The following is a 25736-nucleotide window of genomic DNA, read 5'->3' as shown; positions in this document are numbered from 1 at the left end:
CCACCCCTCCTTCAATTCTTCTAAATTTGCACATTATTTTCGAAGGGTGCCTGTGCACCTTTTTTGTTAACCATCGGATGATCCCGAAAAGAAAAGTTTATGAAAATCTCGATTAATCGACTTAAGCAATATATAGAATTAGTAGAAAGTCCAGAGGAGATCGGTGCCTTGCTGACCCGCTCTGGATTGGAAGTTGAAGGTATCGATGATTTTGTTTCTGTTCCAGGTGGTCTCGACGGGGTGGTAATCGGGGAGGTTCTTTCTTGTGAAAAACATCCTGATGCCGATAAGTTGAGTTTGACAACCGTGGATACCGGATCTGCTATCGTACAGATTGTTTGCGGTGCTCCGAATGTCGCAAAAGGCCAAAAAGTCGTGGTCGCCACAGTGGGAGCCAAGCTGTATCCATCAGAAGGTGAGCCTTTCGAGATCAAAAAAGCCAAGATCCGTGGACAAGTCTCCGAAGGGATGATCTGTGCCGAGGATGAAATAGGATTGGGCTCGTCCCATGCAGGGATCATGGTCTTGACAGTCGATCTGCCAAACGGAACTCCTGCATCGGAATATTTTGAAGTAGAAACCGATGCCATTCTTGAGATTGGTTTGACTCCAAACAGGGCTGACGCAGCCTCCCACTTGGGTGTGGCGCGGGATCTCCAGGCACTTTTGGGTAAAAAGATCACGTTGCCTGAAGAATCTCCTTTGGCGGTAGAGCAGCCAGGTCCGGCCATCTCAGTAGAAGTTCAGGATGTGGCGGACTGCCCAAGATATGCGGGAGTTGTGTTGACTGATCTCAAAGTTGCTCCGTCTCCGCAGTGGCTTCAAAATTTTCTCCGCTCGCTGGATCTCGAGCCGATCAACAATGTGGTCGATATCACCAATTTTATCCTTCATGATCTAGGTCAACCGCTTCATGCCTTTGATGCGGACAAGATTTTCGAAGGTAAAATCATCGTCGGCAAGCTGCCAAAAGGAACTCCTTTTGTCACTTTGGACGGAAAGGAAAGAAAGCTCTCCGGCGAGGAGTTGATGATCAATGACTCAAAAGGCGGGATGTGTATCGCGGGGGTTTTCGGAGGAAATCATTCAGGAGTGAGCGATGAGACGACTTCCATCTTCTTGGAGTCGGCGTATTTCTCCCCAGATGTGATCCGAAAAGGATCGCAGGTTCATGGTCTGAAAACAGACGCTTCGTTCCGCTTCGAGCGGGGAACCGATCCCAATATGCCAGTCTATGCTTTGAAAAAAGCGGTCGCTCTGCTTCAGGAGATTGCTGGCGCAAAAGTGAGTTCGGAGATCATCGATCTCTATCCGGTGCCGGTTCAGGATTTTGAGATCCAAGTGAGCTACGGGCATATCAACCGATTGATCGGAAAAGTAATCGATCCCACGGAGGTGAAGACTATTTTGGAAAGTTTGGAGATCAAAGTGATCAATGAAACGCCGGAAGGATTCACTGCGATTGCAAAGCCGTATCGCGTCGATGTGACTCGCGAATCGGACATCATCGAGGAGGTTTTAAGAATTCACGGATTTCATCAGGTCGAGCTGTCGGAAAACCTCCGAACGGACTTTCTCGCAGAGCATCCTGTCAAAGATCAAAACAAGTTGCAGTACCGGGTGACGGAAATGTTGGCAGGTCAAGGCTACTTTGAATTGATCACGAATAGCTTGACCAAGCCGGTCTACGCGGAGAAATCAGGCTATTTGGATTCTGCCCTGAATGTGGAAATCTACAACAAGCTGAGCGAGGATTTGGGCGTGATGCGGCAGACCTTGCTCTTCAGCGGATTGGAAGTTTTGGCTCACAATATCAACCGGCGCCAGACCGATCTCAAGTGTTTCGAGTTTGGGACAATCTATCAAAAGGCCGAGGAAGGCTACAAAGAAGGTCGCCGACTGGCAATTTTCCATTCTGGAAATCGTTCTTCTGAGAGCTGGATTGAGAAGGAGAAGCCGTTTGGTTTTTCTGATATCTATGCGACTGTCGAACGCATCCTGGAGCGACTCAATATTGAGCCGAGCCAGGTTTCTATTCTAGAGTCAGCGCCTTTCGCTTATGCATTGGTGTTGAAGTTGGGAGAGAAAGTGCTGGGCTCCATTGGTTTGGTTGACGAGAAGATTCTGAAGCTCGCCGAAGTTCGCCAAGAGGTTTGGTTTGCAGAGTTGGATTGGGATCTGTTGTTCAAGAAAACTTCGAGCTTGAAGAAATATGCTGAAATTTCCAAGTTTCCGGAAGTTCGCAGAGATCTCTCCTTGGTGATTGACAAGGCAGTAACCTATGATCAGGTCAAAGCGGTAGCGCAAAAGGCTGGTGGAAAGCTCGTTCAGAAGATCGGTGTGTTCGATGTGTATCAGGGCGAAAAGATCGAAGCTGGCAAGAAAGCTTATGCCTTGAGCTTCCACCTACAGGATCAGGAAAATACCCTGACCGATAGGGAAATTGAGAAAACTATGAGTAAATTGATTCGGGCCTTCCAGGATCAGGTAGGTGCCATCATTAGAAGCTAAAAATGATTCACGAGGAACTGCAAAAACTGGAGAAGCTGGCCGTACAAGCCGGTAAAAAAATGGAGTCTATTAGTGCTGATAATGAGCAGTTAAAAGCTCGATTGGCACTTCTTGAGCTGGAAATCCAGGAAAGAGAGCAGGAAATCCATCATTTTAAAAATAAGATTAAAATTAGTAACATTGTGGACAACCGACCGGTGAATCCAGAGGATGCCACCGAAATGAGTGACTTAATCAATAATTATATACAAGAAATCGATCATTTGATCACATACCTTTCCGAATAGAAATGGAGACGCTGGCCATCAGAGTGAAAATCGGAGAAAGGGAATACCCTATGCGTGTCAAGCCTGAAGACGAGGGCAAAATCAGACATGCGGGGAAACTGATTAATGAAAAATTGAGGAAATACAAAGCCGAGTTTGGTCTGGATGACGTTCAGGATTTGCTCGCCATGGTCGCCTTTGACTGCATGGTGGAGTCCTTGGAAACCAACGAGGTCAATGCTGAAGACAGCGAACATATCCGCAAGAGCATTTCCCATATTTCAGCCTTGTTGACCAAGGCAGTTTGATTATTGATGTCCACTTATTTCTGGGATTTTTGGAGCTGGAAGGGAGTTTAACTATATAAACACCTATGTCAGACGTACTATTTATCATCCTTGCAGCCCTGGCTGGGCTCGGTGGGGGTGCCGCTTTGGCGGGATTTTTCATCAAAAATAAAAATGCAAAGCTGGAAGAAGAGACCAAACTAAAGGTTAGTTCCATGCTGAGGGAAGCAGAACTCAACGCCGAGTCGATTAAGAAAGACCGAATGCTTGAGGCCAAAGAGAAGTTTTTGAAGTTGAAGTCGGAGTTTGATGAGGAAACTAGCAACAAGAAGAACATCATCATCACCAACGAAAACAAGGTCAAGCAACTGCAGCAACAAGTAGCCAAGGAGCAGGAAGCAGTGAAGCGCAAAGAAGCCGAGCTGGACAGCAAAAAGGAGAATTTGAACGCTCAACTGCATTCAGTTCAGGTCAAGAAAGAAGAACTGGAAAGAGTGACCAATCAGCGAATTGCCGATCTGGAGAAAGTAGCCGGATTGACCCGCGAAGAAGCGAGAGATCAAATCGTGACTATGTTAACCGAAGAGGCGCAAACCAAAGCATCTTCCCAGATCAAAGACATCTTAGACGAGGCAAAACTTACCGCTACAAAGCAGGCTAAAAAGATCGTCTTGGATACCATCCAGCGTACTGCTACCGAGCATGCGGTGGAAAACTGCGTGTCGGTATTCAACATCGAAAGCGACGACATCAAAGGTAAGATCATCGGTCGTGAAGGTCGGAATATCCGCGCCCTCGAAGCGGCGACCGGTGTGGAAATTGTCGTGGATGACACGCCTGAAGCGATCATCATTTCCGGATTTGATCCGGTGAGAAGAGAGATTGCCAGACTTTCGCTTCACAGATTGGTGCAGGATGGACGTATCCACCCTGCCCGAATTGAGGAAGTAGTAGCCAAAACAGAAAAAAACATCGAAGAGGAAATCGTCGAGATCGGCGAAAGAACCTGTATCGACCTGGGAATCCATGGGCTTCATCCCGAGTTGATCCGGATGGTCGGTCGTATGAGATTCCGATCTTCTTATGGACAAAATCTCCTCCAGCACTCCAGAGAAGTCGCCAAGCTTGCGGCTACGATGGCTGCTGAAATGGGCTTGAATGCCAAGCTTGCCAAGCGTGCAGGTTTGCTTCACGACATCGGGAAAGTATGGCCTGAGGAACAGGAATTGCCCCATGCGATCCTCGGTATGGAGCTCGCGAAGCGATACAAAGAAAATCCTGAAATCTGCAATGCCATCGGTGCCCACCACGATGAGATCGAGATGACTTCAATGATTTCTCCGATTGTCCAGGCTTCGGATGCGATCTCTGGCTCTAGGCCAGGTGCCCGTCGCGAGATCATGGACAGCTACGTCAAGCGATTGAAGGAGCTGGAAGAGTTGGCGCTTGGATTTGACGGTGTTAACAAATGCTTTGCAATGCAGGCGGGCCGTGAGCTACGAATCTTGGTGGACGCGGACAATGTCGACGATCAAAGAGCGGGACAACTTTCTTTCGATATTTCTCAGAAAATTGAAAAAGAAATGCAATATCCGGGACAGATCAAAGTAACAGTGATTCGCGAAATGCGCTCGGTAAGCTACGCGAGATAATATCGATATTTGTCTAGGATAGAAATGGCAACTACTTTAGGTGGTTGCCATTTTGTTTTCACTCCCACTTGATCTATCGCGGACTATTTTCAGGCTTTTTGGAAAGCCTTTACCTGATTTTTGACAGAAAGAAAATCAGCTCGGCTGAGCGGGTATTTTTGGAAACCTACTTTCCCTATTTCAGGAGATTGCCGGCTCCGCACAAACGCGAATTTGTGCATAAACTTGAGCAGGTTTTGACCCTGAAGAAATTTGTCGGCAGGGGAGAGCTCAGACAGGTGACCGACGAAATGAAATTACTCATTGGCGCGACGCTGGTGATGGTCACTTTTGGGTGGAAGAATTTTCGACTCAGCTATTTCCATACCTTTTTGATCTACCCCGATGACTACTATAGCACGATCAATCAGACCTACCATCGCGGCGAAGTCAATCCGAGGCATGGCTTGATCGTGCTTTCTTGGAAAAGCTTCGTCTGCGGCTTGACAAGGGAAGACGATGGGATCAACTTGGGAATCCACGAAATGGCACATGCGCTGAAGTTGGTCCATTTCATCTTGGAAAGTGGTGAAAGGGGATTCGATCCCGAGTCTTGGCGATTATATTGTGAAGTTCGCGCTGGGGAAATGGCTAAACTATCCGCCGCTGAAAATTCATTTTTCCGGAGCAGAGCTGCGGCGGATGAACACGAGTTCTTTGCGGTGATGTTGGAAAATTTCTTCGAGAGGCCTCATGAGTTTTTTCTCCATCATGAGGAACTGTATCTGATCGCTTTCAAGCTGATGAGACAGGATCCCAGGGTTTGGCTCGTTCATAGAGTGCTCAGAGGTTGACGGTCGATTTTCGAATAAGCAGAGGATGCATTCGCTTACTTCGAAGAATCCCGGATGATCAGCTCCGGCTTAATGATGGTTTTTTTGGAGATTAGTTCTGCGCCCTTGTTGTTGAGTATTTCAAAAAACATCTCCGCAGTGATCTTTCCCATGGATATACTGCGTTGATCTACGGTGGTGATGGTAGGGTCGGAAAAGGAAGTGAAGGGCTCGTTGCCGAATCCGACAAGTTTCACCTGACCTGGTACAGCGATGCCGTTCTCTTTGAGGACTTGCAAAGCACCCATTGCGGCATAGTCAGAAGATGAGAAGATTCCGTCGAAATGGACTTTGTTTTGGAGTGTTTCTTCGGTCAGTCTTCTGCCATCCTCCAGTTGCATATTACTATATAGGATCAAAGCAGGATCGACTTCCAACCCATTTGCTTTGAGCGCATCTTCGTAGCCTCGTTTTCTTTCTCTGTAGATGTTGATCCGTTGTGCGCTGGTGAAGTGGACAATCCTTCTACAGCCGTTTTTGATCAAATGATCCACCGCTTGATAGGCGCCTAAATGGTCATCCAAAATTACGTGACTCACGTCCAGCACATCGGCCGTCCGGTCAAATAGTACCAAAGGGATACCTTTGTCGAGGACTTTGTGAAAGTGATCAAAATTCTCTGTCATCTTGCCAAGGGAGGCGATAATTCCATCCACTCGTGCATTGATCAATGCCTCGGTGTTGAGCACTTCCTTCGCATACTCGTCATAGGATTGAGAAATAATAATCTTGTAGTTGAGGATGTTTGCATGATCCTCGATGCCCCTGATGACTGAGGAAAAGAAGTTTCTGTTGGCCGTGGGGACGATTACTCCGATCAGTCTGCTCTTGCCACTTCGCAAAGCGGAGGCAATGTGATTGGGTTGGTAATTGATCTGCTTGGCAACTTTCAGCACCTTTTTTTTCGTCTCGTCCGAGATTCTCGGATTGTCGTTCAAAGCCCTTGAGACCGTGCTTGCCGTGATGTTTAGCTTTGCTGCGATGTCATGGATGGTGGCTTTGTTGCTTTTCATTTCAGATGGGGTGGGTCTATTGTTGGTGCAAAGAACGTGTTGGCTTATTCCCCGGCGGGTTTTCCGATGGTGGCGAGGATTCCCCCGTCCACATAGAGGATTTGGCCGTTGACAAAGTCGCTGGCAGCACTGGCAAGAAATACTACGGCGCCTCCGAGATCCTCGGGATTTCCCCATCGGGCAGCAGGAGTTCGATTGATTATAAACTCATTGAATGGATGTCCATCTACCCTGATTGGAGCCGTCTGCTCTGTAGCAAAGTATCCCGGGCCGATTCCATTGACCTGAATATTGTACTTCGCCCATTCGGTGGCAAGATTTCGGGTCAGCATTTTCAGCCCGCCCTTGGCGGCGGCATAGGCGCTGACGGTATTTCGTCCCAGCTCACTCATCATAGAGCAGATGTTGATGATTTTACCGCCAGTTTTGCGATTTATCATGGATTGTGCAACCCGCTGTGACATGATAAAAGGTGAGACCAGGTCCACGTCGAGTACTTTGCGGAAGTCCGCAGGATCCATCTCGATGGCCGGAGTCCGCTGGATCATTCCGGCGTTGTTGACCAGGATGTCTATGGGGCCAAGTTCCTGCTCGATTTGGCCGATGGCTGTGTTCACGGTGACTACATCGGTAACATTGAACAAGTATGGATGCGCGTCGATTCCGGCTTTGGTATACTCAGCCAGGGCAGCCTCCATCTTGGAAGGGGTGTGGCCAACGACCACCAATGTTGCTCCTTGGCTTGCCAGTGCCTTGGCCATAGCCATTCCCAGTCCATGGGTAGCGCCGGTCACCAAGGCGACCTTGCCGTTTAAGTCAAAATTAGGTTTCATCATTAGCGTAGTTCGGTGACTTTGACTGCATCCATATCACTATAATCCAGGTTTTCTCCCGCCATTCCCCAGATGAACGTATAGTTGGAAGTCCCCGATCCGCTATGAATTGACCAAGGAGGGGAGATGACTGCCTGATGGTTTTTCATCCAGACCACTCGGGTTTCATCCGGCTGTCCCATGAAGTGGGCGACGGCGTTTTGTTCGTTGAGGTCAAAATAGAAATAGGCTTCCATCCTGCGGTCATGCGTGTGGCTAGGCATGGTGTTCCAGACCGATCCCGGTTTGAGCTCGGTCATTCCCATCTGCAGCTGGCAGGTTTCCAGTACCGAGTTGACCAAAAGCTTATAGATGGTCCGGTGGTTGGAGTTTTCCAGACTTCCCAGCGTAACCACTTCCGCTTCACGGGTGGAGATTTTTTTGGTGGGATAGGCTTGGTGTGCCGGAGCAGAATTGAAATACAAATAAGTGGGCCCCGTTTGGCTAGGGTGAAAGACTACATCCTGGACACCCTTTCCTATATATAATGCTTCTTTGTGCCCCAGTTCGTATTGAACTCCGTCAGCGGTGATCTGTGTGGGGGCACCCACGTTGACGATTCCAATCTCCCTGCGCTCGAGGAAGAACTCTGCTTTATTCTGTTCGATAGCGCGTAAGACGACTGGCTGGTCTACCGGATGGATTCCTCCTACGATCAGGCGGTCTTCCATCGAGTACACCCCGGTCAGTTGATTGGGTTGGAAAATATCCTCGATCAGAAATTTCTCTCGGATTTCGCTGGTGGAATATTTTTTAAAATCTCCAGGATGGGAGGAATAACGTGTAGAAACAGGGTTTTTCATTTCAAGTTCGATGTAATCGTTTGCGCAATATAGTATTTTATTGGAAAATGCATCCACTAGGATCTTTTCATTTTCTATCACCAACTCATTTTTATATTGTATAAAAGCCCGAATTCAATAGTTTTAGGAGATTTTAGAAAGTATTGCCTCTCTAGTGTTTTTTTATTGATCAATAATATTTAATATGCAATCGATTGCTCAAACGCTTTGATTTTTGGAGTCAATGATCAATCGGAGGCAATTTGTTGATGGATTTAACTTCTTAAAATACAGCAATTTAATGAGATTTTTGCCCAAGATTTCCCCAGCCCTTATCAGAGCCTTTAGCGCTTGTTCGCTGATTGTTGCGCTGCCTTTTGCCTGTGCGCCTGCCAAGGAGACAAAAAATCCAGAACAGCTTCAAATTACCCTCGAAAATACCCTTGCCCAGTCTCGTTCACAAGTTTTGGTACATCTTTCACCGGCGGAGTTGGCAGCTCATATTGCGGCAGACCAACTTGCAAAGCTGATGGTGATGGATGGAGAAAAGGAGATTCCTTCTCAATGGAATGCCAAAGGGCCGGATCAAGGCCTGGTGTTTGTTCTTCCGGAGATCGGTGCGGGTGAAGAAATTGCATTGGAGCTAAAACCCGCGGATGGAGACAAAGCAGAATACCCAAAGCTTACCCAAGCCGAAATTTCTCATAAAGTTGATGGTCACTTCGAAGACCGGGAATATATTGGTGGTCGTTTTATCAACGTGGATTCTTTGCACGTTCCGGCAGAGCATACCGACCATTCCTGGTTTATCCGATACGAAGGGCCCGGCTGGGAGTCCGACTTGGTGGGCTATCGTTTCTACTTGGATTGGAGAAATGGCATCGACGTTTTTGGCAAAAAAGTGCATACCCTGGTGCTTCAGGATGTTGGGCAGGATGGATTCGATTCCTATCATGAGCCCGCGGATTGGGGCATGGACGTGCTGAAAGTGGGCAAAACCCTCGGGCTGGGAAGTATCGCAACTTGGGAGAATGGCGCCGCTCGGCGTGTGGATGTTACCGATCACCTCTTTGCGGAGATCACTTCCAATGGGCCGGTTTATTCCTCTGTTTTCACCAAATATTCCGGTTGGGATTTGCCCTCCGGTAAGACCGACATCCTGTCGTCGATCTCTATCCATTGCGGTACTCGCATGTCACGAATGGATCTGGTATCGAGCAATGCGATCGACAATTTTGCCACCGGCCTGATCAAAGATCCCAAAGCGGAATTGATCCAAAGCGGCAAAGACCAGGCTTTCGCCTACCTCGCTACTTATGGCAAGCAAAGTCTCAACGATGACAATCTCGGAATCGCGGTCATCTATCCCACAGCCCAACTTCGAGAAGTCACGGAGGACGAACTTTCCCATGTGCTCGTGTTTGACGGCGGATCCAAGAAACTAAGCTACTATTTCCTCGCAGCCTGGGAACTGGAGCCGGGAGGGATCACCACCAAGGAGGAATTTGTAAAATCTCTCGACCAGGCGATACTTGAACTTTCCAATCCATTGAAAGTCACCATCAAATAGAAAATCTCACAAAACAATATACCCAACAGTAAAACCCATGTTGAAGCTCCTTAAACCCAGTTTAGCCGCCGTAGCGCTAGGCGTATGCCTGGCAGGATGTGCCGGCAAGTCCACCGAGCAGTCGGAATCCGCCGAAGCCGCTGTCGAAACCAAGCCCTACTCCATCTGGATGGCCGACTCTGAGATCGTCCGCAATCCAGAGGGTTGGACGATTGATTTCAACCCAAAGCCGAAATGGGAATACACCCACGGGCTTATCATGAGCTCCATGCAGGCAGTGAGCAAGCAATATGGCGAGCCCCGTTTCTTCGACTATACCAAGAAGTTTGCGGACTTCATGGTCGACTCGGCGGGAAATATCCTGACCTATAAAAAGACCGACTACAACATCGACCGGGTGAATGGAGGGAAGTTCCTGATTAATCTTTACCAAGAGACGGGCGAGGAAAAATATAAGTTGGCCGTGGACATGCTTCGTGACCAGATGCGCGAGCATCCGCGTAATTCAGAGGGTGGATTTTGGCACAAAAAGGTCTATCCGCATCAGATGTGGCTCGATGGCCTCTACATGGGTTCGCCGTTTTTGGCGCAATACGGAGCCGCTTTCGACGAGCCTGCACTCTTTGACGACGTGGCCAACCAAATCCTGACCATGGACAAGTATGGCTATAGCGAGGAAACAGGCCTTTATCACCATGCCTATGATGAAAGCAAATCCCAAAAATGGGCCGATCCAGTCACTGGACTTTCAACCAATTATTGGGGCAGAAGCATAGGTTGGTACGCGATGGCGCTGGTAGACGTGCTGGATTTCCTTCCGGCAGATCATCCAAAGCGGGGCGAAATCATCGCAATCGCCCAAAAACTGGCCAAAGGAATCGCCCGCTATCAGACTCCTGAGGGCGTGTGGTACCAAGTCGTCGACCAAGGAACGCGAGAGGGCAATTACCTGGAAGCTTCGGCTTCATCAATGTTTGCCTACTTCCTCCTGAAAGGATCCGCCAAAGGTTATTTGGATCAGGAGGACTTGCAAAATGGAAAAAAGGCCTACGAAGGCATGCTCAAGGAATTTATCGTGGAGAACGCTGACGGAAGCATCACCATCACGAAAGTCTGTGGGGTAGCGGGCTTGGGCGGCACTCCGTATCGCGACGGCAGCTATGAGTATTATGTCGGAGAGGTGATCCGCGAAAATGACCCCAAGGGCGTCGGCCCCTTCATCCTTGCTTCCCTTCAATACGAGGCAATCAACAAGTAAACCATGAAACGATTTGCGTTTGTACTGACTTTGTGCCTGCTTTCTATGCTGGCGCAAAGTCAGGATTTTGATTTTACGGTGGCCGCTGATGGTTCGGGAGATTTCGTGACCATTCAGGAAGCCTTTGACGCGGTGCCGGACTTTCGAAAAAACGAAACCCGCATCCATCTCAAGCCTGGAGTCTACAAGGAGAAATTGGTCTTGGCCAATTCCAAGACCAACGTCGTGCTGATCGGGGAAGATCCGAAGACCACTGTTGTGACTTTCGATGACTTTGCCCAAAAGAAAAACAAATTTGGCGAGGAGATGGGTACCACCGGCTCCAGCAGCTTCTTCGTCTTCGGAGATGGTTTTTTTGCAAAAAATATCACCTTCGAAAACTCCGCCGGTCCAGTTGGGCAGGCAGTTACCGTTCGCGTGACGGGCGACAAAGTCATCTTCGAAAACTGCCGATTCCTGGGCTTTCAGGATACACTTTACCCCCAGGGAGACCGAAGTCGACAATACTATAAAGACTGCTACATCGAGGGTACGGTGGACTTCATCTTCGGTTGGTCGACGGCTGTCTTCGAAAACTGCGAGATCTTCTCCAAAGCTCCCAGCGGCTACGTGACCGCCGCGTCCACCAACGAAGGCACTCCTTTCGGCTTCGTCTTTTTGGACTGCAAGCTAACTAGCGATGCACCCGAAGCCTCCGTGTACCTCGGTCGGCCTTGGCGGGATTTTGCACAGACTGTCTTCATCCGAACTGAGATGGGCAAGCACATCAAGCCCGAAGGCTGGCACAACTGGAGCAAGCCGAACGCAGAAAAAACAGCCTTCTATGCCGAGTTTGGGTCCAAAGGACCGGGCTCTTCTCCGGCCACTCGGGTAGCTTGGTCGCATCAGCTATCCTCCGAGGAAGCAGGAAAATACACTATTCAAAATGTTTTGGCCGGTGCGGATCAGTGGGATCCTCTGGCTACTATCGAAAAATACAAAAAGTAAAAAGTGAAGTTCATTACCATCCGATACGCAGCATTGATTGGTTTGGCGGCGGCTTTTTCGCCTCAAACTTTTGCGCAGCAAAACCAAACCGTCTCCCAAGTCTGGGTAGCCGACCAAGGCGACGGCACCTATATCAATCCGATTTTGCATGCGGACTACTCCGATCCGGATGTGGTCAGAGTCGGCGCTGATTATTACATGACGGCTTCCAGCTTCAATGCGGTGCCGGGTCTTCCAATCTTGCATTCGAGGGATCTCGTCAACTGGACGCTGGTAAACTATGCGCTGCCGAGGCAGGTTCCAGTGGATCATTTCTCCAAGCCCCAGCATGGAAACGGCGTTTGGGCTCCATCTATCCGCTTTCACGAGGGACATTACTACATCTATTGGGGTGATCCGGATTTTGGGATTTACATGGTGAAGACCAAAAATCCGCTTGGCGACTGGGACGAACCCGTGCTCGTGGAGGCCGGAAAGGGCCTGATTGATCCCTGTCCGCTTTGGGATGAAGATGGCAAAGCCTATCTCTCCCATGCCTTTGCAGGCAGTCGCGCCGGGATCAAAAGCGTGCTTGTGGTGAAGCCGATGAACTGGGAAGGCACTAAGACGACTGGTGCCGGAAAGATGGTTTTCGATGGTCACGATGCCCATCCGACAGTGGAGGGGACGAAATTTTACAAGCGCAATGGCTACTATTACATCTTTGCGCCAGCGGGCGGAGTTGCTACTGGCTGGCAGCTGATCTTACGTTCGAAAAGCCCTTTTGGCCCTTACGAGGAGCATATCTCTTTAGCCCAAGGTGATACGCCGATCAACGGCCCGCACCAGGGCGCCTGGATCGATACCGATCAGGGCGAGGATTGGTTTGTGCATTTTCAGGATGTGGAGGCCTATGGGCGGATTACGCATTTGCAGCCGATGGCCTGGAAAAACGACTGGCCGACCATGGGCGAGGATCCTGATGGAGATGGGACGGGTCAGCCGGTTTTGAAATACAAAAAACCGAAAGTGGCTGCGAAAACAGAAATAGCCACTCCAGCTGATACGGATGAATTTGACGGAGATGACATCGGTCTGCAATGGCAGTGGCAGGCTAATCCTGAGGCGACTTGGGCATTTGCCAATCCAGCGGAGGGAAAGCTGAGGCTCTTCACGGCAAAGCTTCCTGACGGTGCCAAAAATCTCTGGGATGCGCCAAATCTCCTGCTTCAGAAGTTTCCTGCGGAGGAATTCGTCACGAGCACTTTGTTGAAGTTTACTCCAAATCCAAAGCTAAAAGGCGAGCAAGTCGGCTTGGTCGTGATGGGCATGAGTTATGCTTATCTGGCCTTGGAGAGTGGGGAGGATGGGATTTATCTCAACTACGTCTCTTGTCTGGATGCTGAGCACGGCAAGGCAGAATCCAAAAAGCAGATCACGAAATTGGACGGAGATGAAATCCAGCTTCGGGTGGAGGTGGAAAAGGGTGGTATCTGCTCGTTTTCCTATTCCGAGGATGGAAAGAAATTTACCAAGATTGAAGAGACCTTCACTGCCGTCCCGGGCAAGTGGATCGGTGCCAAAGTCGGCCTTTTCGCCACGCGTACGACCCAGACCAACGACAGTGGCTTCGCTGATGTGGATTGGTTTAGGGTGGGGAAGAAGTAGGAGGTTTGGCAGTCGGGAGGTGTCACCCTGAGCACGTGAGCGAGGAGAGTCTAATTCGAAGGGTAGTGTCTCGTAGTCTCAAGTGATATGGCTTCGACTCCGCTCAGCCTGACAGTACAGACGAAGGAAAGTAGATAGTTAATACCGAACATCGAATGATGAACGCCGAATAAAGAAGGTTGTGGCCGATACGACTTCGTTCTTACGCCTTCGGTCTTCTGTCCAAGACATTTAAGTGACTAAACTGATTTAGTCAGCAATTGAAATATTACTAGAGATTACAAACCAAGCGTACCCAAAATATGAGACTACAAAATTTGAAGATGGTTTTTGCGCTGCTACTGGCAGTGATGACCGCGCCGGCTTTTGCCCAATTGACTTTGGAGCAGGTCTACGAAGGAATCGAATTTGATATGCCCAAGGTCAAGGAGACCAGCTTTCCGGCTTTCTCCAAAAGCATCGCCGAATACGGTGCAGTGGGCGACGGATTGACAAAAAACAGCGCGGCTTTTAAGGCCGCCATCGAAGAAGTAAACCAAAAAGGCGGTGGCCAGGTGATTGTGCCGCGCGGCATCTGGCTGACTGGACCGATCACCCTGCTCAGCAACGTGAATCTGCACCTGGAGGACGGTTCCCTGATCATCTTTTCCCGTGACAAAGACGACTATCCGCTAGTCGAGACCAGCTTTGAAGGGCTGAATACGATTCGTTGCCAGTCTCCGATCAATGCCTATCAGGTGGAAAACATTGCCATCACCGGCAAGGGCACCATCGACGGCAGCGGCGATGCTTGGAGAGCGGTGAAGAAAGGCAAGATGACCGAGGAGCAATGGAAGAAACTCGTTAAGTCCGGCGGGATCGTCGAGGGCTCGAATTGGTACCCTTCTCAGTCTTTTCTCGACGGCTACAAAGCCAGCTCCTCCTTCAATGTGCCTGACACCAAAGACCGTGCGGACTTGGAGAAGATGAAGGATTTCCTCCGTCCTGTGATGGTGAGCATCCGCAAGAGCAAAAGAATCCTGCTCGATGGCCCGACTTTCCAAAATTCACCGGCGTGGAATATCCATCCGCTGATGAGCGAAGATGTGATCATCCGCAATCTGAATGTGAGAAACCCTTGGTATTCCCAAAATGGCGATGGCCTCGATCTCGAATCTTGCAAGAACGCCTTGATATACAATAATACCTTTGACGTGGGTGACGATGCGATCTGCATCAAGTCCGGGAAGGATAAGGACGGGCGTGACCGCGCCATCCCCACCGAAAATGTGGTGATCAAAAACAATGTCGTATATCATGGTCACGGTGGAGTGACGGTCGGGAGCGAGATGTCCAGCGGCGTGCGCAACATGCACGTGTCGGCTTGTACGTTCATTGGAACCGATATCGGATTGCGTTTCAAAAGCACCCGAGGCCGCGGCGGCATCGTCGAAAACATCTGGATCTCCGACATCGATATGATCAACATCCCGACCGAGGCGATTGGATTTAACATGTTCTACACGGGCAACAGTCCCGTGATCGAAGAAGATCAAAGCGCCGACGACGAAGCCAGACAGGAAAATCTAGTCCCTGTGACGGAGGAAACGCCGATCTTCAGAAACATCTGGATGAAAAATATCACGGTGACTGCTTCAGAGATTTCCGCTTCCTTCATGGGCTTGCCCGAGATGAAGTTGGAGAATGTGGTGCTGGAAAACTCCGTCCTGCAGGCCAAGAAAGGAATTACCGTCATCGATGCAGACGGATTGCAGCTCATCAATGTGAAGGTGATGTCTGAAGACACGCCGCTCACCCTCTACAACAGCCAGAATGTGACGGTCGAGAAATTCACTTTCGGAGAAAATGAAAACCCCGCCGTGAAGGTTCTAGGCAAGTCGTCCAATGTGCAGTTGGATAAGAAAGACTATGCCGATCCTGCTAAGGTTTCGATTGGCAAAGGTTTGGATAAGGAAGTAAAACTGAAGTAATATGAAGGTCTTTTTGCTGAGTTTGATGGCTTCGGCGATGCTGCTTTTCTGGAAGACTACCGGAGAGGAAATCACCGTTTTCCTGGTGGGTGACTCCACCATGGCGGACAAGCCGTATGCAGGCAGCAATCCCGAAAAAGGCTGGGGGCAGGTTTTTTCGCTCTATTTCAAAGAAGGAATCCGCTTTGAAAACCATGCGATGAACGGACGAAGCACCAAGAGCTTCCGGGCCGAAGGACGTTGGGACACGGTGATGGAGCGGCTCAAGGCGGGCGATTATGTCATCATCGAGTTTGGGCACAACGACCAAAAGATCAATTCAGAGGACCGTTATGCTTTTGCGGACTCGACGTATCGCGATAACCTGATTCGTTTCGTGGAGGAGGTTCGGGCCAAGGGAGGAAAGCCGGTCTTAACTACGCCGATTTCCCGCAGGAGCTTTGATGAAAATGGGATTTTGACTGACACTCACGGACGCTATTCTGTGGTGGTGCGCGAAGTCGCGGCACAGTTGGATGTGCCACTTTTTGATCTCCACACCAAGACCGTGGAGGTCATCGAGCAGCTTGGAGTGGAAAAGTCCAAGGAGCTTTTCCTGCACTACAAGCCGGGGGATTATGACAAATTTCCAAAGGGAGTCGAAGACAACACGCACCTGAGTCCAACTGGCGCCTTCAAGGTCGCCGACTTGGCCATTGTGGAGCTACGCCGCGAACTACCTGAGCTGGTTACTTTTCTCAAACCCTAAGTAACGAGGATATGAATACAACCCGAACTACACTCCTGACCTTTGCCGCCTTGCTGCTGCTTTCGGCTGGGCTGATGTCTTTTGCTTTTACCCAAAAAGTCACCAAGATCTACCTCATCGGCGACTCCACGATGGCGGACTACTCCACGTACGAGGGAGAGGACTATATGAACAAGCGCTACCCGCTGATGGGCTGGGGGCAGGTTTTTCAGGAGCTTTTCGACGAAAAAGCCATCGCCTCGCTTGGGCATCTGATCTCGACCGATTCGGTGCTGGTGGATGATCGGGCTAGGGGAGGGCGCAGCACGCGCACCTTTTTTGAGGAGGGGCGCTGGTCGGCCGTGTATCGGGATCTGCATCCTGGCGACTTGGTGTTGATGCAGTTTGGGCACAATGATGCTGCGAAAGAAAAGACGGAGCGCTATGTGGCCACCGAAGGATATAGGGAATACATCCGGCTTTTTGTGACGCAGACGCGCGAAAAAGGCGGCATTCCCATCGTTCTCACTCCGGTCAACCGAAACTATCCCTGGAAAGAGGGCAAGCTCGAAAATGTCCACGGCGAGTACTATCAAGCTGCTGTGGAAGTTGCGGGAGAGCTCGGCGTTCACTTGATCGATCTGACTCAGCGTTCGATGGATGCCTTTACCGAAAAGGGCGAAGCGTATGTCACGGCCCATTATTTTATGAATTTCGAGCCGGGAGTCTATCCCAACTATCCCGAAGGGAGCAAAGACAACACGCATTTTCAGCCTGAGGGAGCCAAAGCGGTGGCCGAATTGGTGCTGGAAGGGATGGTTGAGTTGAAACGTTGACCAAGTTTTCCGGTAATCCTGCTGTTTTGAGTGCTTAGGGATGATACTTGGTCGGAAGTCCGAAGACCGAAGACGGGAGAGTTTGTCGAAGCTAAAATCCAGCTCGCTTGCAAACTTTCTATAAATTGATGGCGATGAAAATTACCCTGAAAAACCTCCTGACTTTTGCCGCCTTGCTGCTGCTTTTGGCTGGTTTGATGTCTTTTGCTTTTACCCAAAAAGTTACCAAGATCTACCTGATCGGCGACTCCACGATGATGGATTACGATAAGTATCGAGAGGACTATCTGACCTCCATGTATCCGCTATCGGGTTGGGGACAATATTTTCAGGAATTGTTTGATGCGGAGACGATCGCGTCCTTGGGAGCTTTGATCAAATCCGATTCGGTGCTGGTGGACAACCGCGCCATCGGCGGTCGTAGCACCCGCTCCTTTTTCGAAGAAGGAAGATGGGCCAAAGTGTACCAGGACCTACAGCCTGGAGATCTGGTGATGATCCAGTTTGGGCACAACGACGCCACGCTGGAGCGGCCTTTGCGCTATGTCACGCCTGAAGCCTATAAGGAATTCATCCGCCTCTATGTCACCCAAACTCGGGAAAAGGGTGCCATTCCGATTGTGATTACGCCTGTTTCAAGAAATGAACCCTGGAAGGATGGAAAGCTGGGAAATCTCCACGGGGACTATTACACGGCAGCGGTCGAAGTGTCGAAGGAGTTGGAGGTGCGAATGATCGACCTGACTATGCGCTCCATGGCGTTTTTTGAGGAAAAAGGCGAGGAGTATGTCACCCAAAACTACTTCATGAACATGGAGCCCGGTCAGTATCCCAACTATCCCGACGGAAAGACGGACAATACACACTTTGTGACCGAGGGAGCAAAAGAAGTCGCGAAACTCGTGCTGGAAGGAATGAGGGAATTGGAATGAAAAAAAGACGGAAGACAGGAGACCGAAGACGGAAGAAATGCTAAATCGGATGAGGAAACTGGGTGGGGCCGACTCCCCCTTTTTCAAAGGGGGCAGGGGGATTTGTTCCAAAAATTAATCTGATCCTTTTAATCGCAGTGTTAATTTCTTTTTGATGAACAATATATGAAACCCATTTTCCTCCATTTGTTCTTATTGACTCTGTTGACATTTTCAGCGGGGTTTTCTTTTGCGCAGCAAAACCCCATCGAGGCACTGGATGCGGAGAAACTGAAAGGGAAAGTCGAGCATGATCTGGTCGTCGCCCAAGACGGAAGCGGGCATTTTCGGACGATCTCGGAAGCTGTAAAAGCCATCCGAGTTTACCTTCCCAAGCCGATTACTGTCTATATCAAGGCTGGGATTTATGAGGAGAAAGTTCGGATAGACGGCACCCTGACCCATGTGACCTTCGAGGGGGAAAGTCCGGAGACGACCGTCATTTCCTATGGCGACTTTGCTGCCAAAGACAACATGGGCACCTTCGAAACCTATACCCTGCAAGTGCTGGGCAGCGACTTGATTTTCAAAAATCTCACTATCCAAAACACCGCAGGCCCGGTCGGGCAGGCCGTTGCACTACATGCCGAAGGGGACCGATTGGTCTTCGAAAACTGCCGCTTTTTGGGAAATCAGGACACGATGTTTGCCTCGGGCGAGGGGTCTAGGCAGCTTTATAAAAACTGCTATATCGAGGGTACGACCGATTTTATCTTCGGTTCGGCGACTGCCTTTTTCGAAAACTGCACCATCCACTCCAAGGCCGATTCTTACATCACCGCGGCGTCCACGCCTGCTTGGGTACAGCATGGTTATGTCTTCATGAATTGCAAACTGACCGCAGCAGAAGGTGTAAGCAAAGTCTATCTCGGTCGACCATGGAGGGATTACGCCAAGACTGTTTTTGTCAATACCGAAATGGGGGCGCACATCCTTCCGGCAGGTTGGCAGGATTGGGGGCGCGAGTCAGCGAGAGCCACGGTTTTTTACGCAGAGATGAACTGTCGCGGTGCGGGTGCAAATACCGAACGTCGAGCAGATTGGACACATGTGCTTGACCCAAAAGAGCTGGAAAAATACCAAAAGCCAGCGGTTCTTTCCGGATTTGGCCGGGATGCTGACTTCTACGGAAACCGCTGGTTTGGCTACGAAAAAGACTCCTCATTCAATCTGGAAGCGTCTTTTCTAAAGGATCAAAAGAATTTTCCCCAGATCAAGGCGGTGCAGTTGAGCGCGGGGCCGGAGTTGGAAGTTTTTGAAAATCAGGTGTACCGGAAACTTGGCTCGAGAGAATTGAAGTTGGATGTCTTCAAACCCAAAGACCCAAAAGAGCCTTTGCCCGGAATTCTCCTGGTGCATGGCGGAGGTTGGAGATCCGGCGACAAGATCGTCCAGCGGTCCTTGGCGATCCGCTTGGCTGAGCTGGGATTTGTCGCGGTGCCGGTGGAGTATCGCCTTTCCCCCGAAGCGCACTATCCCGCAGCCGTGCAGGACGTGAAGGAGGCGATCCGCTGGATCAAAACCCATGCGGCAGAGTTTGGATTGGATAGCAGTCGGGTGGCGATTTCCGGCAGTTCGGCCGGAGCCCAACTGGCGACTTTGGTAGGCATGTCGGACTTGCCCGTACATGAGGGAAGAACGGAGCTGAAGGCCAGTTCCGACGTGCAGGCGATTGTCAACATGGACGGGGTTTTGGCCTTTCACCATCCCGAATCAGCAGAGGGAAAAGTTGCCGCGGATTGGCTCGGCGGATATTACGAACAAATACCCGAAATCTGGGACGAGGCTTCACCAGCATACCTTGCTTCGCCCAGACTGGTGCCGATGTTTTTCATCAACAGTCAGTATCCGAGATTTCATGCCGGGCGGGAAATACTGGAGGCCAAACTTCAGGCTGCCGATATCCCATTTCGAGTTCACACTTTCCCGAAAACTCCTCATCCGTTTTGGTTGTATGATCCTTGGTTTGAAAAGACTATCGAGCTGCTTACCGGGTTTTTGAATGACATTTTTTGAATTTTTTTTTAATGTCAATGTGTAATCGATTGTGCTATATTTTTTTGATGAGCGGTTAAAAAGTTCTATTTGTCATCTGTTTTGAGATTATTACCCCTTATCTGAAATACCTTAAATTCTGTCAGAATTCATTTTTCTTAAAAAATGACGATTTTTTTTGAGAAGTTGAACGATCCTTTGTATAATGCAATCGATTGCCTAAACTACAATTTGATTTTTTGGTTTGGCGATGATTAAACTTTAAACCCAAAAAGCAATGTCTGTACACCAAACCTATCTCCAGAGGTACGTCGATCCTCCCCCGGATCTCATAACTCGCTGTCCGATGCGGACAATTCCAGATTGAACATCGATTAATAACTATAACCCTTAAAAATTTGCAATGAATTTTACCAAACTCATTTTGGGGCTCCTGCTCGTAATGGGAATTTCGGTAGGTTGGGCAGAAGCTCAGCAGCTGAAAGTAACCGGAGTAGTGACCAGTGAAGAGGGCGAAGTATTGCCAGGTGCATACGTTTTGCTCAAAGGAACCACGATCGGCACTGTGACCGACCTCGATGGTGGCTATACGCTCACGATCAGTGATGCGAATGGTACTTTGGTCTATTCCATGATCGGAATGGTGACTCAGGAAATCCCTGTTGCGGGACTGACAAAAATCGACGTCGAGCTGAAGCTGGACATCTCTCAGCTGGAGACAGTTGAGGTTGTTGATTTCGGATACGGCACGGTGAAACGGACGGATTTGACAGGTTCGGTAGCGTCCATGTCGGGACGTGAACTTGCCAAGATCCCGGTAGCCAGTGCTGCTGCGGCGATCACAGGTAGACTTCCCGGTGTCAATGTCATGACTACTGACGGTTCGCCTGATGCTGAAGTCGTGATCCGGGTACGGGGTGGTGGATCCATCACCCAAGACAATGCGCCTTTATATGTAGTGGATGGATTTATTGTCAGCAGTATCCGTGATATTCCGCCAACTGATATCGAAAGCATTTCGGTATTGAAAGATGCTGCCGCCACGGCCATCTACGGTGCGCAAGCTTCTAACGGCGTAATCGTCGTGACTACCAAAACGCCGGTAGCAGGACGTGCTACCGTTTCTTACAACAATTTCTTCCAGTTCAAAAGCCTTCCCAAAAACAGAAAGTACGAGGTCTTGGACTCCTATGAGTATGTGATGGCCAACTATGAGTATGCCAAACTGCGCTCTGAATCGGATGTAAGAAATTTCGAACGGTATTTTGGCGTGTACGACGACTTAGAACTCTATCAGCAAAAGCCGACCACTGACTGGCAAGAAGAGCTTTTCGGAGATCCGAAGTTTTCTCAATATCATAACCTATCGGTATCTGGTGGAACGGACAAAACGAAAATCATGCTCTCCCTGACCAATAACTCGGACGAGGGTTTGATGCTGAATTCAGCTTACACCCGTAACGTGATCAACTTCAAATTGAACCAGCAGCTGTCCAAGTCACTGAGTTTTGATGCCGGTGCGAGAATCACCAAAACTGTCGTGGACGGTGCGGGTACCTCGGGCAATGCGCAGATCAATATCAAAGATGCGGTTCAAACGCGTCCGACCAACGGAATTGCGGATGAATTGGATATCGATCTCACGCAGGTGAATTCGGAAGACGATTTCCAATCTTTCCTCCTGAGTTTGGTCAGCCCGGTAGAGCTTGCTGAGCAGGATTGGAGAAAAAGAACAGACAACGACTACGTGTTCAATGTCGGTCTGACCTGGAAAATCAGAAAAGGTGTGGACTTTAAGTCGACGTTCAATACTTCTCAGACGTTTCGCGAGGAATTGAGATATTACGGCCCATTGACTGGCGAATCCTTCAACAACGGTGGAAGCTTGCCTGTCGGAGTGAAAACAAACAGAAACTCGGATAATTTCCGCTGGTTGAACAGCGTAACCTGGAACGTGGACGGATTGGGCAAAGATCATAGCCTCGACTTCCTTGTCGGCCAGGAAGTGTATTCTTCCGGAGGAAATTACCAGATGGTTCGTTCCGAGGATTTCCGTCTTTCCATCACTCCTGAGGAGCTTTTTGCAAACATGACTTTTGGTCGTGTGGATCGCTTCGAAACCTTTGAAGAAACCGATGTCAATCGTTTTTCATTGTTTGGCAGAGCCAATTATCAGTTTAAAAATCGCTACCTGATCACAGCGACAGTTAGATCCGATGCGTCTTCAAAATTTTCCGAAGAAAATCGTGTGGGTGTTTTCCCGGCAGTTGCTGTGGGATGGAAGATCTCTGAAGAGAATTTCCTACAAAGCTCCAGTTTCATTGACGAGTTGAAACTTCGAGCCAGTATCGGTGAGACGGGCAATGACCGAGTCGATGCCTCTGCGACCCAATTTCTTTTCCAAGGCTCTACAAACAGAGGCCCGGGCTTTGGCAATGTGGACAACGTGTATTACACTCCGAGCAGCTCGGTGCTTTACAATCCTAACCTGGTGTGGGAAACGACTGTGAACCGAAACATCGGTTTGGACTTCACGCTTTGGAAAGCCAAACTCTCCGGTAGCTTCGATGCCTATTACAATACGACTCGTGATCTATTGCTCCAGTCAGCAATCCCTGCCAACACCGGCTTTAGCACGCAGTGGGATAATATCGGTAGCACTTCCAACCGTGGGGTGGAATTGGGCTTGACGGGTTACCTGATCGATAAAGGAGATTTCTCGGTGTCAATCAATTTCAACACCGGTATCAATGTTGCCAAGATCGAAGAGCTCGACGGAACGAACGACCGTTTTTTCCAGTCCAACTGGGCGAGCACGGATTTGAATAATATCAATGACTACTACCTGCAAGTAGGAGGCAAGTTGGGTGATATCTATGGCTACGTGTCGGACGGATTTTATACCACAGATGACTTTCAGTCCTACAATGCAATCACCGGTACTTATGAGTTGAAGGAGGGTGTGCCAAATTCCGGTGCATCTGTCGGTAACACCAACATCCGTCCGGGCTACTGGAAACTGAAAGATCTGAACGGAGACGGCGTCATCAATGCTGACGATCGAAAAGTGATCGGCAATGCCCTTCCTAAAAATCAAGGTGGCTTTGGCGTAAATGCCCAATTCAAAGGATTTGACGCACAAGTGTTCTTCAATTACCAGTTTGGTAACGACGTGTACAACACCGGTAAAATCCAATACAACCAGTTTAGAAGGGTGACTTATGGCAACTTGCTGACCACGATGAGTTCTGACAATCGCTTCACCTACATCGATGTGGACGGAAGCTATACCGGCACTCCAGGTGAAGTGGTGACGGACTTGCAGCAATTGGACGAGATGAACGAGGGCAAAACCCAATGGTCTCACAACAGCTTTGGCATTGCCGGTGCGGTGATTTCCGACTGGGCCGTCGAGGACGGATCTTTCATCCGACTCAATGTGCTCACGCTTGGTTATTCTTTTCCGAAGGATCTTATCTCCAAAATCGGACTTTCGCAGCTGAGAATCTACGGTACCGGCAACAACCTGGCAATCTGGACGGACTATTCCGGCTATGACCCTGAGGTGAGTACTTCCAGAAGCAGCTCGTATGCTTCCCTGACTCCCGGAGTGGATTACTCTTCTTTCCCAAGAAGCCGCTCTTATACTGTAGGATTAAATGTCACATTCTAAGGAACTACAAAATGAAATCAACCTCATATAAATCAATTCTATTTGCGGCTGCCTCCATGTTAGCGATGTCCTGTAGTGACTTCCTGGAGCCAGAATCGCTTTCCACATTTGATGCGAATTACATCTATTCCAATGTGGACGATGCCCGCAAAGGCGTCAATGCAGTTTACAGTCACTTCGGACAGGATGCTTTCCGAAGCCGACTTTCCAACAACTTTGCCGGAAATACCGACATCGAGCACCAAAGCGGATGGACCAGTACTGGGGATCGCTACCAGATCTGGGATCTTGAGGCGCTGGAAAGCAACCGGGATCTGGAGATCGTCTGGACCTATGCCTATCGGGCAATCCGGGACGCGAACATCTCTATCGAAGGACTGAAAGCCAGCGGAAAGCTGGAGTCCGAAGACCCGGTGGAGGCACGCACCATGAACCATCTGCTGGGCGAGGCGGTGACCCTGAAAGCTTACTGGTTTAGCATCCTGACTTTCTACTGGGGAGATGTTCCCTTTGTAGACTTTGCTCCGGTGGCTGGGGGAGATTTTCTCCTTCCAAAGGCTGACCGCAATCTCATCCTCACTGAGGTGATCAATGACATGATCGAGGTGGAGGAGAAGATGATGTGGGCTGACGAGACTCCATTCGGGATCGAGCAAGTGACTCGTGAGTATACCCTCGGTATGATCGCACGCCTTTCTTTGCAGCGCGGGGGATACTATCTCAAAGAAGACTTGACCATGCAGCGTTCACCGGACTACCTGGAGTACTATCAGATTGCCAGAGATTATACTGCCAAACTGATCGCCTTGAAGGACCGCGAGCTGCCTAGAGATTACCGTCAGGTGTTTCTCAACCAATCCAAATTCATCTCTCCGGTCAATGCGGATGTTTTGTTTGAGGTGCCTTTTGCTTTGGGTAATGGAGACGTAGCCTGGAATATTGGGATCACAGTCGAAGGTGGCCCTACTGCGGCGCATACCTTTGGGTCTGGCAATAACTACATGGCTATCCCGCCGACCTATTATTTTTCCTTCGATACGCTTGACGTACGTCGGGACGTGACCTGTGCGCTCTACAAAGTCAACAGCAGCTTTCAGGAGGAATTTGTAAACAACCGAACCAACATCGCTCAGGGCAAGTGGAGCCGTCACTTCCTGGAAAACCCTCCGGGGGCATCCTCTGCAAAAGGAACCGGTATCAACTGGCCAATGCTGCGCTATTCGGATGTGTTGCTCATGTTTGCTGAAGCCGAAAATGAACTCAATGGCCCGAGTGCAGCCGCACAGGAGCAGTTGAAGCGTGTGAGAAGAAGAGCCTTTGACGAGTCTGTTTGGGGCGAAAGAGTAGATACGTATGTTTCTACTGTCTCTGCCGACAAGGAAAGCTTCTTTGAAGCAATAGTGGACGAAAGAGCTTGGGAGTTTGGTGGTGAGATGATCCGTAAGTACGAGCTGATCCGTTGGGGCAACTATGCTGAAAAGATGGAAGAAACTGTGGAAGGGCTGAAGCAAATGGCAGACGATGCCTACAATGGTACCGGCAATCTGCCAGACTACATGTACTGGAAGCTGGATGCGAAAGGTGACTTCACCATTCTCAATCCAAATACCAAAGTAGTCGCTCCACCGGATGATAGCTGGACGCAGGTTCCGTTCCTGCTGAGCATGCACGATGAAGTCAAGACCTATGCTGACTGGATCACCAAGGACTGGAACAACTATTACAATGGACCAAAGCCAGGTATCGCAAGGTATATTTTCCCGATTCCTGCCAGCGCTGTTGCCAACAGCCAAGGAACGTTGGACAATTCCGGGTACGGATTTTAATTCCTAAAGCCAAAAAAAATC

General features: G+C 49.5%; 19 protein-coding genes. 16 read left to right on the top strand and 3 right to left on the bottom strand.

The window, feature by feature from the left end; translation table 11 throughout:
* Positions 1 to 99 precede the first annotated feature (99 nt).
* The 5 genes from pheT (at position 100) to ABD031_RS09675 (ending at position 5549) form a co-directional block, all read left to right on the top strand.
* On the top strand, positions 100 to 2511 hold the full coding sequence (gene pheT / locus ABD031_RS09695) for a phenylalanine--tRNA ligase subunit beta (RefSeq protein WP_343850801.1): 2412 nt from the start codon (positions 100 to 102) through the stop codon (positions 2509 to 2511).
* A gap of 2 nt (positions 2512 to 2513) precedes the next feature.
* Positions 2514 to 2798 (top strand): hypothetical protein, encoded by a 285-nt coding sequence (locus ABD031_RS09690; protein ID WP_343850799.1) that lies wholly within the window; start codon positions 2514 to 2516, stop codon positions 2796 to 2798.
* A gap of 2 nt (positions 2799 to 2800) precedes the next feature.
* A complete protein-coding gene (locus tag ABD031_RS09685) occupies positions 2801 to 3085 on the top strand; it encodes a cell division protein ZapA (protein ID WP_343850797.1) in 285 nt (94 codons plus the stop codon).
* A 65-nt stretch (positions 3086 to 3150) separates the two neighbouring features.
* The gene (gene rny / locus ABD031_RS09680) at positions 3151 to 4716 is read left to right on the top strand and encodes a ribonuclease Y (protein ID WP_343850795.1); all 1566 of its coding nucleotides are present in this window, start codon (positions 3151 to 3153) and stop codon (positions 4714 to 4716) included.
* A 98-nt stretch (positions 4717 to 4814) separates the two neighbouring features.
* Positions 4815 to 5549, top strand: a complete 735-nt coding sequence (locus ABD031_RS09675) for a zinc-dependent peptidase (protein WP_343850793.1) — start codon at positions 4815 to 4817, stop codon at positions 5547 to 5549.
* A 35-nt stretch (positions 5550 to 5584) separates the two neighbouring features.
* Here ABD031_RS09675 and ABD031_RS09670 read toward each other — a convergent pair whose 3' ends face one another.
* From ABD031_RS09670 to kduI, 3 genes are read right to left on the bottom strand one after another with little or no spacing between them, the layout of a single operon-like run.
* Entirely contained in the window at positions 5585 to 6601 is a 1017-nt protein-coding gene (locus tag ABD031_RS09670; protein WP_343850791.1) for a LacI family DNA-binding transcriptional regulator, read from the bottom strand.
* Between the two features lie 44 nt (positions 6602 to 6645).
* The gene (locus ABD031_RS09665) at positions 6646 to 7434 is read right to left on the bottom strand and encodes a gluconate 5-dehydrogenase (RefSeq protein ID WP_343850789.1); all 789 of its coding nucleotides are present in this window, start codon (positions 7432 to 7434) and stop codon (positions 6646 to 6648) included.
* A 2-nt stretch (positions 7435 to 7436) separates the two neighbouring features.
* The gene (gene kduI / locus ABD031_RS09660; protein WP_343850787.1) at positions 7437 to 8276 is read right to left on the bottom strand and encodes a 5-dehydro-4-deoxy-D-glucuronate isomerase; all 840 of its coding nucleotides are present in this window, start codon (positions 8274 to 8276) and stop codon (positions 7437 to 7439) included.
* A 280-nt stretch (positions 8277 to 8556) separates the two neighbouring features.
* Between kduI and ABD031_RS09655 the strand changes: the two genes are divergently transcribed.
* The 11 genes from ABD031_RS09655 (at position 8557) to ABD031_RS09605 (ending at position 25715) form a co-directional block, all read left to right on the top strand.
* A complete protein-coding gene (locus tag ABD031_RS09655) occupies positions 8557 to 9825 on the top strand; it encodes a DUF4861 domain-containing protein (RefSeq protein ID WP_343850785.1) in 1269 nt (422 codons plus the stop codon).
* 37 nt (positions 9826 to 9862) lie between these two features.
* On the top strand, positions 9863 to 11083 hold the full coding sequence (locus ABD031_RS09650; RefSeq protein ID WP_343850783.1) for a glycoside hydrolase family 88/105 protein: 1221 nt from the start codon (positions 9863 to 9865) through the stop codon (positions 11081 to 11083).
* 3 nt (positions 11084 to 11086) lie between these two features.
* On the top strand, positions 11087 to 12070 hold the full coding sequence (locus tag ABD031_RS09645; protein ID WP_343850781.1) for a pectinesterase family protein: 984 nt from the start codon (positions 11087 to 11089) through the stop codon (positions 12068 to 12070).
* A 33-nt stretch (positions 12071 to 12103) separates the two neighbouring features.
* The gene (locus ABD031_RS09640) at positions 12104 to 13717 is read left to right on the top strand and encodes a glycoside hydrolase family 43 protein (protein WP_343851014.1); all 1614 of its coding nucleotides are present in this window, start codon (positions 12104 to 12106) and stop codon (positions 13715 to 13717) included.
* A 302-nt stretch (positions 13718 to 14019) separates the two neighbouring features.
* Complete coding sequence (locus ABD031_RS09635) at positions 14020 to 15687, top strand: glycoside hydrolase family 28 protein (RefSeq protein ID WP_425542731.1); 1668 nt, start codon at positions 14020 to 14022, stop codon at positions 15685 to 15687.
* 1 nt (position 15688) lies between these two features.
* Positions 15689 to 16435 (top strand): rhamnogalacturonan acetylesterase, encoded by a 747-nt coding sequence (locus ABD031_RS09630; RefSeq protein ID WP_343850779.1) that lies wholly within the window; start codon positions 15689 to 15691, stop codon positions 16433 to 16435.
* An 11-nt stretch (positions 16436 to 16446) separates the two neighbouring features.
* Positions 16447 to 17250 carry a rhamnogalacturonan acetylesterase gene (locus ABD031_RS09625; RefSeq protein WP_343850777.1) on the top strand — a complete coding sequence of 268 codons (804 nt, stop codon included), beginning with the start codon at positions 16447 to 16449 and terminating at the stop codon, positions 17248 to 17250.
* 134 nt (positions 17251 to 17384) lie between these two features.
* Positions 17385 to 18182, top strand: coding sequence for a rhamnogalacturonan acetylesterase (locus ABD031_RS09620; RefSeq protein WP_343850775.1), 798 nt, complete (start codon positions 17385 to 17387; stop codon positions 18180 to 18182).
* Positions 18183 to 18347: 165 nt separating this feature from the next.
* Entirely contained in the window at positions 18348 to 20237 is a 1890-nt protein-coding gene (locus tag ABD031_RS09615; RefSeq protein WP_343850773.1) for a pectinesterase family protein, read from the top strand.
* Positions 20238 to 20619: 382 nt separating this feature from the next.
* Positions 20620 to 23889, top strand: coding sequence for a SusC/RagA family TonB-linked outer membrane protein (locus tag ABD031_RS09610; RefSeq protein WP_343850771.1), 3270 nt, complete (start codon positions 20620 to 20622; stop codon positions 23887 to 23889).
* 11 nt (positions 23890 to 23900) lie between these two features.
* On the top strand, positions 23901 to 25715 hold the full coding sequence (locus ABD031_RS09605) for a RagB/SusD family nutrient uptake outer membrane protein (RefSeq protein WP_343850769.1): 1815 nt from the start codon (positions 23901 to 23903) through the stop codon (positions 25713 to 25715).
* Positions 25716 to 25736: the final 21 nt, after the last annotated feature.

The organism is Algoriphagus jejuensis (assembly GCF_039523455.1).
GTDB classification, from domain to species: Bacteria; Bacteroidota; Bacteroidia; order Cytophagales; family Cyclobacteriaceae; genus Algoriphagus; species Algoriphagus jejuensis.
This window is presented reverse-complemented; position numbering and strand designations above follow the sequence as displayed.